The organism is Chromobacterium sp. CCUG 76385, assembly GCF_059916625.1.
The window spans coordinates 1-11399 of record NZ_JAUCGU010000024.1 but is presented as its reverse complement, the minus strand read 5'-3'; the positions used below and the strand labels follow the sequence as shown (position 1 = coordinate 11399).

Here is an 11399-nt window from a genome sequence, read left to right as displayed (position 1 = left end):
ACAAGCCCATGAGGGCCGCGTGGTAGAATTCGGCCCATCATCATCGCAAGCAATGGAACCCGGTTTCATGGACAAGATCGTCATCGCCAGCCGCGAAAGCCGGCTGGCCATGTGGCAGGCCGAGCACATCCAGGCCCGGCTGCAAGCGCTGTACCCGCATCTGACAGTGGAGATCCTCGGCATGACCACCCAGGGCGACCAGATTCTGGACAAGACGCTGTCCAAGATCGGCGGCAAGGGCCTGTTCGTCAAGGAACTGGAGCAGGCGCTGCTGGACGGCCGCGCCGATCTGGCGGTGCATTCGCTGAAGGACGTGCCGATGACGCTGCCGGCCGGCTTTGCGCTGGCGGCGGTGTGCGAGCGCGAAGATCCGCGCGACGCCTTCGTCTCCAACCGCTTCCACAACCTGTCCGAGCTGCCGGCCGGCAGCGTGGTCGGCACCTCCAGCCTGCGCCGCGAGGCTCAATTGCGCGCCCGCTTCCCGCAACTGACGGTGAAACCGCTGCGCGGCAATGTGCAGACCCGGCTGAAGAAACTCGACGACGGCGAGTTCGACGCCATCATCCTGGCCGCCGCCGGCCTCAAGCGCCTGGGCCTGGCAGAGCGCATCCAGAGCGAGCTCGCCCCGTCGGAAAGCCTGCCGGCCGCCGGCCAGGGCGCGCTGGGCATAGAAATCCGCGAGGACCGCGCCGATCTGATCGCGCTCTTGGCGCCGCTGAACCACGCCGAAAGCCGCGCCTGTACCGCCGCCGAGCGCGCGCTGGCCAAGGAGCTGGGCGGCAGCTGCCAAGTGCCGCTGGGCGCCTTCGCCACGCTGGCCGACGGCGCGCTGACCCTGGGCGGCCTGGTGGCGCATCCGGATGGCTCGGTAGTGCTGACCGCCAGCGCCAGCGCGCCGGCCGACTATGCCGAGGCGCTGGGCCGCGCGGTGGCGAAGAAGCTGATCGACGCCGGCGCGCGCCCGCTGATAGACGCGGTGCTGGCGGAATCGCGCTGAGGATTCAATGAAGCGCATCCTGGCCGCCCGCCCCTTGGCGCAATGCGCCGGCCTGCTGACCGCGCTGCGCGCCGAAGGCTGGCAGGCCGAGCACTTGCCGCTGATGGCAATCGAAGCGCTGCCGCAGGCGCTGGCAGCGCTGCCCGGCCAGGCGGCGCGCGCCGATGCGCTGTTTTGGGTCAGTCCCAGCGCCATCGATATCGCCTGGCCGGCGCTGGCCGGCATGGACCTCGCCGCCAAGCGGCTGGCCTGCGTCGGCGCGAGCAGCGCCAGGCGTCTGGCCGCGCTGTCCGGCCAGCCTGTGCTGCATCCGACCGCAGGCAGCGACAGCGAAACGCTGCTGGCCATGCCGCAACTGGCCGATGTCGCAGGCCAGAACTGGCTGATCGTGCGCGGGCAGGGCGGCCGCGCGCTGCTGGCCGACGCGCTGGCGCAGCGGGGCGCCACGACGACCTTCGCCGAAATCTACCGCCGCGTCGACGGCGCGCCGGACTGGGCGGCTTTCGACGCCGCGCCGCCCGATGCCGTCATCATCACTTCCAGCGAAATGGTAGAGCAATTGTTCCGACTGGCTGGTCCGAGCCGGACCGGGGCGCTACAATGCCTGCTGTACTGCGTGCCGCATCCGCGCATTGCCGAGCGCCTGGCCGCCTTCGGCGCGGCACGCGTCGTGACAACCCGGGCCGACGACGCCGTAATGGTCGCCGGCCTAAAAGAATGGTTCCGTCGTCACCCATGAGCGAATCCCAGATCCACGAAGCCATCCCGGCCCAGCCGCCCGCAGCCCGCAAGCGCCCCAATCTCGCCATCCTGGTGGCGATCATCGCGCTGGGCGTCTCCGGCTGGCAGTTCTACACCACTCAGCAGCAGCTGGACTCGATGCGCCAGGAGCTGGCGCGCCGGCTGGCCGAAGGCAGCGGCGCCGGCAAAGAGCAGCGCGCCATTGCCGAACAGGCGCTGCTGGCGGCCCGCGCCACCGATGGCAAGCTGGCGCTGGTGGAGGCCCGCGTCAACGAGGCGGCCGGCCAGTACGCCACGCTGAACGGCATGTACCAGGAGCTGACCAAGAACCGCACCGACTGGCTGCTGTCCGAACTCGAGCACACGCTGGCCATCGCCAGCCAGCAGCTGCAGCTCGCCGGCAATGTCAGCTCGGCGGTCTCGGCGCTGGAAATGGTCGACGCGCGGCTGTCCAAGTTCGACCGGCCGCAGCTGATCGGCGTGAAGAAAGCCGTGGCCTCGGACCTGGAAAAACTGAAGGCGCTGCCCTATCTCGACACCGTCGGCCTCACCGTCAAGCTGGACCGGCTGATGCTGAGCGTCGATTCGCTGCCGCTGGCCGTGGACGCCCATCGCCTGGGCGGCGCGCAAGCGGGCAAGCCCGCGCAGCCGCCGGCGGGCGCGCCGTGGTGGGAGCGGCTCAGCGCCGAAATCAGCGGCAGCCTGGGCGAGCTGGTGCACATCCGCCGCATGGACAAGCCGGAGGCGCTGCTGCTGTCCCCGGAGCAGGCCTTCTTCCTGCGCGAAAACCTGAAGATGAGGCTGCTGGACGCCCGGCTGGCGCTGCTGCAGCGCGACGGCAAGACCTACGCCGCCGACATCGCCGCCGCGCGCAGCTACGTGCAGCGCTACTTCGACCGCGACGCCGCGGCCGCCGCCCAATGGCTGGCCACGCTGTCCGAACTGGAAGGCGCGCCCTTGGACATCAGCTTGCCGGACATGAGCGCCAGCCTGAAGGCGGTGCGCGATGCCCAAGGCAACAGCGGGGAGTAAGCGGTGAGATTCGCTCTATGGATTACCGGCCTGTTCGCGTTGGCCGTGCTGGTGGGGCTGGCCTCCACCCTGAATACCGGCTACGCCATCCTGTTTCTGCCGCCGTACCGGATGGAAGTGTCGTTCAACCTGATGATTGTGCTGGTGGTGGGGCTGATCGTCGCCACCCATCTGCTGCTGCGGCTGCTGGCGCTGGCCACCGACCTGCCGCGCCAGGTGCAGCGCTTCCAGCGCCAGAAGAAGCTGAAGGCCGCCCGCCACGCGCTGCGCGAAGCCGGCATCGCCTTCTTCGAAGGCCGCTTCCAGAAGGCCGAGCGCGAAGCCGCCAAGTCGCTGGATGACGAATACGCCCCGGAAAACCGCGCGCTGGCGCTGCTGATCGCCGCCCGCGCCGCCGGCTACGCCGGCGCCGCCGACAAGCGCGACGGCTACCTCAACCAGCTCGACCAATTGCCGGAGCGGCTGCAGCTGGCGCGCCACATGCTGGACGCCGAGCTGCGGCTGGAAGAAAAAGACGCCCTGGGCGCGCTGACCGCCATCGAGCGCGCGCGCGCGCTGTCGCCGAATCTGACCAACGCGCTGAAGCTGGAGCTGAAGGTGCGCCTGCTGCAAAAGCAGCCAGAGGCCATCCTTACGCTGACCGAGAAGCTGCTGAAGGCCGACGCGCTGGAGCCGGAACAGGCGCGCCGCTACCGGCTGGCGGCCTACCAGCAGCAGCTGGCCGGCCTGTTGTCCGAGCGCGAAGTCCGCGACTGGCTGCGCCGCATCCCGGAGGCCGAGCGCGGCAATCCGCAGCTGCAGCAACAGATCGTCGCCCATCTGATCCGCCTGCAACAGTACGACTACGCGGCGACACTGCTGTCCGAGGCGCTGGCCGGCGACGACATGGAGCTGCCGGAACTGGCGCGCGAACTGGGCCAATTGGCCGTCCATCTGAGCGTGGACAAGCGGCTGGCGCTGTTGAAGGAGGCCGACAACTGGCTGAAACAGCGTCCGCGCGACCATTGGCTGTTGCTGGCGCTGGGCCGTCTGGCACAGGCGCAGCAGTTGTGGGGCAAGGCGCAGAACTATCTGGAAGCCAGCGTCTCCATCCAGCCGACGCTATGCGCGCACGCCGAACTGGCCAAGCTGTTCGAGGCCACCGGCAAGGAAGAGCAATCGCAGCTGCATTACCAGAAGAGCCTGGAGCTGGCTTTGAGCCAGGGCTGCTGATCGCCCGCCGGCCCTCCCCGCGCCGCCCGCCGTTACCGGCCGGCGGCGTTTTCATTTGCGCGGCGGACAAAAAAAATCGGGCTCCGCAAGGAGCCCGTGCATGCCAACGTGGACTGGCAGACCAATCATACGAGAGCGCAGGGCGCATCATTGTCCGACAATGATGATGCCTGGCAGGCAAAGCTGTGCCAGAATCAAGCAATATGCATGGCTGCTCGTCCAGCTATGCATTCAGGTTGCCGTGCCAGTCGCCGCGACCTGCGGCGACAACTGCGCAGAATACGCGGTGCCGCCGTTTCGCACAAAGCAGTTAATCTCATGAAAACTATGAAGAAAAGGCATGTAACAGCATGAAGCTGCCTCCGCTGAATGCCCTGCGCGTATTCGTCGTCGCCGCCGAACATTTGTCGTTCACCCGCGCGGCCGCCGCGCTGAGCCTGACCCAGGGCGCCATCAGCCGCCATGTGCAGACGCTGGAAGAGTACTACGGCGCCACACTGTTCACCCGCCAGGCCCGCGGGCTGGCGCTGACCGCCGAGGGCGAGGCGCTGTTGAAGCCGGCGCGCGAAGCTTTCCAACTGCTCAACGAGGCCAGCGAGGCCTTGCGCCTACGCCAGAGCGACCTCCGGGTACGCATGCCGCCGACGCCGGCCATGCGCTGGGTGCTGCCCAATCTGGCGGATTTCCAGGCCCGCCATCCGGAGTACACCCTGCACCTGCTGACGCAGCTGATCCACAACAAGCCGTTCAACCGCGCTGAATACGATCTGGCCGTGGTCGGCCTGTCCAGCCCGGAAGCCGCGCCGGATCTCAGGTTGGAATGCATCTGCCGCGAGAAGCTGATCCCGGTATGCGCGCCTGGCCTGTTGGCCGGCAAGCACCCGCTGCACACCCCGGACGATCTGAAGCACCACACCCTGCTGCATCCGTGGCGCGACCAGAACACCTGGAAACGCTGGCTGAAGCTGGCCGGCGTGAACGGCGTCAATCCGGAGAGCGGGGTCACTTTCGACGCGCTGGAATACGCGCTGCACGCCGCCGTGGCCGGCATGGGGGTAACGCTGGCCCAGGCTTCGATGGTGACGCAGGATCTGGACAGCGGCAGGCTGGTGATTCCGTTCGATACCGTGCTGGAAACCGAGTGGGCCTACTATCTGGTCTATCCGCATGAACTGGCCGAGCTGCCCAAGGTGCGCGCCTTCCGCGACTGGCTGGTCGGCACCGTGGCCCTGAGCGAGGAGGCTAGCTGGCTGACGCGCCAGGGCTACTGAAGCCGCCGCAATATCTGTTAACCACCTGAGTTTGGACAGCTCCGCCGGCTGTCGCCAAAATAGTTGATATAGCAACTATTGCCGTATCAATGATGAATTCTCCCGATTTTTCCCACACGCTCGCCACCGCGCTGGATTTCCGCCAACGCCTGCTGGCCATGCTGGGTCTGTGCTGCGTGCTGATCATGGTGGCGCTGGACCAGACCGTGGTCGGCACCGCCATGCCGACGGTGGTGGCCGATCTGCGCGGCTTTTCGCTGTACGCCTGGGTCGGCACGTCCTATCTGCTGACCTCCGTCATCACCGTGCCGATTTTCGGCAAGCTGGGCGACGACCATGGGCGCAAGCCGTTTGTGCTGACCGCCATCGTGCTGTTCACCGCCGCCTCCATGCTGTGCGGCCTGGCGCAGAACATGCCGCAGCTGGTGCTGGCGCGCGCGCTGCAGGGCGTGGGCGGCGGCATGCTGGTGGCCACCACTTTCGCTTGCGTGCCGGACCTGTTCCCGCATACCGCCGAGCGGCTGCGCTGGCAGGTGATGCTGTCCGCCGCCTTTGGCCTGGCCAACGCCATCGGCCCCTCGCTGGGCGGCTTCCTGACCGAATACTTCGGCTGGCGCTGGGTGTTCTTCGTCAACCTGCCTGTCGGCGTGGTCAGCCTGTGGTTCGTCTGGCGCTTCCTGCCGGTGATCCGCCACTCGGCGCGGCCGCCGTCGCGGCTGGATTGGCAAGGCGCGGCGCTGATCGCGCTGTTCCTCGGCTCGCTGCAGCTGGCGGTGGAGTGGCTGCCGCAGCACAAGCCGCCGCTGCTGCTGGGCGGACTGGCCGTGCTCAGCCTGAGCGCGCTGCTGACCCTGGTCTGGTGGGAAAAGCGCAGCCCCAACCCGCTGCTGCCGCCCAGCATGCTGTCGCACCGCGGGCTGGCGCCGCTGTTCGGCCTGTCGCTGCTGATGGGCTTCGGCATGTTCGCCGTGATGTACTATGCGCCGCTGATGCTCCAGGCCGGTTTCGGCCTGTCGCCGAACCAGGCCGGCCTGCTGGTGACGCCGCTGGTGGTGTTCATCACCATAGGCAGCATGCTGAACGGCCGCATCGTGCAGCGCTTGCGCCATCCGACCCGGCTGCTGGCCCTGGGTCTGCTGATGTTCGCGTTGACCGCCGCGCTGCTGAGCCGGGTCGGTCCCGCCACCGCGCATGGCCTGATCATTGCCAACATGATGATGGGCGGCCTGGGCCTGGGCCTGCTGATGCCCAACCTGACCATTTTCGTGCAGCAGCTGGCGCCGTGGCAGCAGCTGGGGGTTGCCACCGCCATGCTGCAATCGACGCGGATGATAGGCGGCATGCTGGGCACCGCCTTGATGGGCGTGGTGGTCAGCCATCAGTTCCAACAACGGGTCGGCGCGATGCTGACGACCCGCCAGCAAGCCCAATGGCTGCACTGGCTGGCCGATCCGCAAACCCTGCTCAACCCGGACATCCTGGCGCAGTTCCGCCAGGCGGCAGCCGCGGCGCAGCCGGACGCGCTGTTGGCCGCCACGCGACTGCTGCTGGTGGACGCCATCCATTTCAGCCAGTGGCTGGTGGCGGTGATTCTGTTGCTGGGCCTGTGGCTGGCGCGCAAGGTGCCGCCGGTCGAGCTGAGCCACGCCATGCCGCCTCAGGATCCTTTACATGACTGACAGCCAACCGAATCTGCTGCAGCAACTGAGCCGCAGCAGCCGCGCCATGTACGGTGCCTTCGAAAGCCTGGTGGGCGAGGCGCTGCCGCGCTGGCGCATCCTGAAGGCGCTGGAGGAGCTGCGCACCGTCAGCCAAAAGCAGCTGGCCGGGCACTTGCAGATGGACCCGGGCGCGCTGACCCGGCAATTGAAACTGCTGGAGGCGGAAGGCCTGGTGCGGCGCGACACCGACCCGGCCGACAACCGCCAGACCCTGGTCTCGCTGGACCAAGACGGCCTGGCCTTGCTGACGGCGGCGGCGCCGCACCGCCAGGAGTTCTTCCGCCAGGCGCTGGCGGACATCGATCCCGCTCAGCTGGATATCGCCATGCAGGTGCTGCGGCAGCTGGAGGAGCGCTTCCGCCGCATGAGCGGGCGCTAGGGACGCGATCCACTCACCAAACGTCAACAGCCCCTAGGCGTCATCGGCGGCCCGTTGATCCTGCCCGGCCACGATGATGCGATTGCGGCCCAGCTGCTTGGCGCGATACAGCTCGCGGTCGGCAGCCTCGATCAACTGCCGGCTGTCCGCCACATCGCGCGGCAGCACGCAGGCGCCGCCTATGCTGATGGTGACATACGGCGCCACCGTCGATTCGGCATGCGGCAGCTGCAGTTCGCGCACCGCCTCCAGCACCGCCTCGCCGACGTAGATGACGCCATCCTCCGCGGTGTCCGGCAGCAGGCAGATGATCTCCTCGCCGCCATAGCGCGCCACCAGGTCCTGCGGCCGCCGCACGCTGCTGCGTATCGCCTGCGCCACCTCGCGCAGGCAGTAGTCGCCGCTGACATGGCCGTAATGGTCGTTGTACAGCTTGAAGAAATCGATATCGATCATCAGCATGCCCAGCGACGCGCCCAGCCGCCGCGCCCGCCGCCATTCGCCGTCCAGGCTTTCCTCGAAGCAGCGGCGGTTGGCGATGCCGGTGACCGGGTCCCCCCGCGACAAGGCCAGCACTTCGGCATGCGATTGCTCCAGCGCCAGCGTGCGGATGCGCACCTGCTGCTCCAGCCGCTCCTGCTGCTGGCTCAATTCGGCCTTGATCTTGCGCTGCTCCGACATCAATGCGCTGACCCCCAGCGACACCAGCGTCAAGATGCCGATATAGGTTTGCAGAATCACCAGCGTGCTGTAGGCGGAATAGCCCAGGTAGGGCCCGCCGCCATGGCGGGTGCCCCACAGCGCCAGCCACATGATCAGCAGCAACGCCATCAGCACTTCGCGGGTGGTGAAGCGAAATGCCGCCCAGGCCACCAAGGGCAGCACCAGCATGTCCAGCGGATAGGTGGTGTCCACCGTCGGGTGCCACCAGACGAAAAGGCTGGCGGTCAACAAGGTCACCATGCCGAAATAGGCCAGCATTTCGTACCACACATCGCGGCTTTGCCGCGGCCAACCCTGGTGATAGAAGTTCAGGAACAGGCTGCCGAACAGCAAGGTGCCGCATCCGTTGCACAGCCACCACAGGCACAGCCGCGACACCAGCGCCTTCTGCGGCAGCAGATGGGAAAAATAGAGGGAAGCGGTGCCGATCAGGCTGCCCAGCAGCGTCATCACCACGATGATCACATTGAAGGCGATGCATTGGCCGAAACTGTCCAGCGGATTGCGCCGGCCGAAATAGCGCCGCATCAGCCAGGCGCCCAGCAAGGTCTGCGCCAATACGCCCGCGGCCACGCCCAACGCCGGCGGCAGCCAATTCATGCCGTCCAGCGTCGTCCGCCAGCGCCAAGCCTCGCTGGCCAGCGCGCCGAGCAGCACGCCCGGCCACACCCGCCAGCCCAGCAGTATCATCGCCGCCAGCGCCAAGCCTGGCTGCGGCCAGACCACGCTGTCCATGCCCTGTTCCAGCAACAGCAATTGGTCTCCCAACCAGGATGCCAGCCAATATCCCGCTGCGACCAAAGCCATGGCCAGCCAATCCGGCAAGGCCGGGGAGCTTGTAGCAATGCCGCGCATGAATCTCCCTTTACGAACAGACCGCAAGACGGTCCCGCAGATGACGGCCGATTGGTATGGTTTCCGCTATGCCTGGCGGCGCATCTAATGTCATCGTAGTTGGCGAATCCGCGCCTCGCAGCATGCGGCCAAGCGATGGACGAAAAAAAACCGAAGCGTCGCTTCGGTTTTTGGATAGGCCAGGGTCTGGCGCTTACATCTTGACGCCCAGTTCGCGCAGGCGCTCGTCCAGATAGCTGCCGGCGGTGTGGCGGTCGGACAGCACCACCTCCGGACGCGGGTGCAGGAACAGCGGCAGCGAGACGCGGCTCTTCTGCGCGCCTTCACCGCTGGGATTGACCACGCGGTGCTGGGTGGACGGGTAGTAGCCGGCGGACGCCTCCTGCAGCATGTCGCCTATGTTCACCACCAGGGTACCGAAGTCGCAGGGCACGTCGATCCAGTCGCCGCGCTTGTCCTGCACTTGCAGGCCCGGCTCGTTGGCGGCCGGCAGGATGGTCAGCAGATTGATGTCGCCGTGAGCGGCGGCGCGCAGCGAGCCGGCCGGCTCCTGGCCGGTCAGCGGCGGGTAACGCAGCACGCGCAGCAGCGTCTGCTGGCTGCCTGCTATCATGTGCGACAGCGGCTCGCGGTAGTTGGCGGCGATGTCGGACGGGGTGTATTGCTGTACCCAGGACAGCAGCTCCTGCGCCAGCTGGTTGGCGATGCCGTAGTAGCGGTCGGCGTCGGCCTTCAAGGCCGGCGGCACGCGGCCCCACGGATAGATGTGGAAATATTCCTTGATGTCCTTGAGCGTGGCGCCCTTGGCGGTTTCCGACACCTCCGGCGAGAACCAGCCGTCCTGCTTCTCCACCGAGAAAGCGTAGTCGAACTTCTCTTCGCTGTTGAAAAAGTCCAGCCAGTCGGCGTAGATCTTCTCCACCAGGTCTTGCGGGATGGGATGGTTGGTCAGCACGCCGAAGCCGGTTTCGTGCAGGGAACGGGTGAACTGCTCCGCGGCGTCCGGGGCGCGGTAATCGACAACTCTGACGTTCATGGGGTGGTTTTCCTGATGAACCCGGCGCCGCCATGCAATATCGGGGCGGATCGCCGGCCGCGCGCATTGTAGCGGCTAAGCTACAGCCCGCCAAGCCGTTGGCATCGAGACTGTTGGAAAACCACCAAGAACCGGCGACCTTGCCGGACAAGCCCGCCAGGGCCGATCCGCCGCGAACGGGTCGGAGCAGGGCGGTCAACGGAATGGTCCGCGCGGCGGCAGGGCGGCGCAGCCCGCTGTACTTTCATTACAGGCCGGGGCGGCTCCGGGGAAAGGCCTAGGGGCTGTCGACGTTTGGTGAGCGGTCGCGCCGGGATGCGTTTTGCGACGAATCGAGGCGTTTCGCGCGCCGCATAGTCATTCTCTGCCAGCGCGAAACAACGAAGAGTCGGCGCGAAAGGCACCCGGCCCTGTGGGTTTGGCGTAGCTCAAACGCGATCCACTCACCAAACGTCAACAGCCCCTAGACCCGCTGGTCCATGTCCAGCGCCGGGGTGCCGGGACAGGCTTGCGCCACCACCCGCGCCGGCACGCCGGCCACCGTGGCGTGCGGCGGCACGTCCTCCAGCACCACGCTGCCGGCTCCCACCTTGGCGCACTCGCCGACGCGGATATTGCCGAGCACCGCCGAGCCGGCGCCCAGCATCACGCCGTCGCCTATCTTCGGATGGCGGTCGCCGCGCTCCTTGCCGGAGCCGCCCAGCGTCACGCCGTGCAGGATGGACACATTGTTGCCGATGACGGCGGTCTCGCCGACCACCAGGCCGGTGCCATGGTCCAGCATCACGCCTTCGCCGATGCGCGCCGCCGGATGGATGTCGGCGCCGGTCACTTCGGAAATGCGGTTCTGCAAAAACAGCGCCAGCGTGGTGCGGCCCTGCTGCCATAGCCAATGCGTGATGCGCTGGCTCTGGATGGCGTGGAAGCCCTTGAAATACAACAGCGGCGTCGAATAGCGGTCGCACGCCGGGTCGCGCTCGTAACAGGCGCGGATGTCGGCGCGCATCGCCGCGCTGATGGCCGGATCGGCCTGGAAGGCTTCGCGGAACAGTTCGAGCAGCGCGCGCGGGTCCATCACCGGACTGGCGAGCTTGCTGGAAAGATGGAAGGCCAGCACGTCTTCCAGCGTGGCGTGGCGCAATACGGTCATGTGCAGAAAACTGGCCAGCAACGGCTCGCTGTCCACCGCAGTCAGCGTTTCGTCGCGGATGGCCGACCATAGCGGATCAAGCGGGGAGGCACTCATCGGGTACTCCAGTGACATCTAGTCAAATAGTGTAGCGTGCCACAGTCCGCGCCAACAGACAAAAACGCCGCGCCGTCAGAATTCACCGGCAGCCGCGACTAAACTCAAACTAGGGGCTGTTGACGTTTGGAGAGCGGTCGCGCCGGGATGCGTTTTGCGACGAATCGAGGCGTTTCGCGCGCCGCA

Annotated in this window: 10 protein-coding genes; 7 read left to right on the top strand and 3 right to left on the bottom strand. The window is 66.9% G+C overall.

The features are described from left to right. Positions 1-67: 67 nt before the first annotated feature. From hemC to QUG01_RS14660, 7 genes are all read left to right on the top strand, one after another. The gene (hemC, locus tag QUG01_RS14690; RefSeq protein ID WP_500830786.1) at positions 68-997 is read left to right on the top strand and encodes a hydroxymethylbilane synthase; all 930 of its coding nucleotides are present in this window, start codon (positions 68-70) and stop codon (positions 995-997) included. A 7-nt stretch (positions 998-1004) separates the two neighbouring features. Continuing rightward, positions 1005-1736: a uroporphyrinogen-III synthase gene (locus tag QUG01_RS14685; protein ID WP_500830785.1), complete on the top strand. Its 732-nt coding sequence runs from the start codon at positions 1005-1007 to the stop codon at positions 1734-1736. Then, positions 1733-2770, top strand: a complete 1038-nt coding sequence (locus tag QUG01_RS14680) for a uroporphyrinogen-III C-methyltransferase (protein ID WP_500830784.1) — start codon at positions 1733-1735, stop codon at positions 2768-2770. The genes QUG01_RS14685 and QUG01_RS14680 overlap by 4 nt, the downstream gene beginning before the upstream one ends. A 3-nt stretch (positions 2771-2773) precedes the next feature. Then, positions 2774-3982 (top strand): heme biosynthesis HemY N-terminal domain-containing protein, encoded by a 1209-nt coding sequence (locus QUG01_RS14675; protein WP_500830783.1) that lies wholly within the window; start codon positions 2774-2776, stop codon positions 3980-3982. Positions 3983-4332: 350 nt separating this feature from the next. Beyond that, on the top strand, positions 4333-5253 hold the full coding sequence (gcvA, locus tag QUG01_RS14670; RefSeq protein ID WP_043627332.1) for a transcriptional regulator GcvA: 921 nt from the start codon (positions 4333-4335) through the stop codon (positions 5251-5253). Positions 5254-5342: 89 nt separating this feature from the next. Continuing rightward, positions 5343-6932 carry an MDR family MFS transporter gene (locus QUG01_RS14665; protein ID WP_500830782.1) on the top strand — a complete coding sequence of 530 codons (1590 nt, stop codon included), beginning with the start codon at positions 5343-5345 and terminating at the stop codon, positions 6930-6932. After that, on the top strand, positions 6925-7353 hold the full coding sequence (locus tag QUG01_RS14660) for a MarR family winged helix-turn-helix transcriptional regulator (RefSeq protein WP_500830781.1): 429 nt from the start codon (positions 6925-6927) through the stop codon (positions 7351-7353). The genes QUG01_RS14665 and QUG01_RS14660 overlap by 8 nt, the downstream gene beginning before the upstream one ends. A gap of 33 nt (positions 7354-7386) precedes the next feature. Here QUG01_RS14660 and QUG01_RS14655 read toward each other — a convergent pair whose 3' ends face one another. The 3 genes from QUG01_RS14655 to cysE form a co-directional block, all read right to left on the bottom strand. Further along, entirely contained in the window at positions 7387-8883 is a 1497-nt protein-coding gene (locus QUG01_RS14655) for a sensor domain-containing diguanylate cyclase (RefSeq protein WP_500830780.1), read from the bottom strand. A 241-nt stretch (positions 8884-9124) separates the two neighbouring features. Continuing rightward, entirely contained in the window at positions 9125-9967 is an 843-nt protein-coding gene (locus QUG01_RS14650; protein ID WP_500830779.1) for an isopenicillin N synthase family dioxygenase, read from the bottom strand. 463 nt (positions 9968-10430) lie between these two features. Beyond that, positions 10431-11213: a serine O-acetyltransferase gene (gene cysE, locus QUG01_RS14645; RefSeq protein ID WP_043627664.1), complete on the bottom strand. Its 783-nt coding sequence runs from the start codon at positions 11211-11213 to the stop codon at positions 10431-10433. Between the last annotated feature and the right edge of the window lie 186 nt (positions 11214-11399).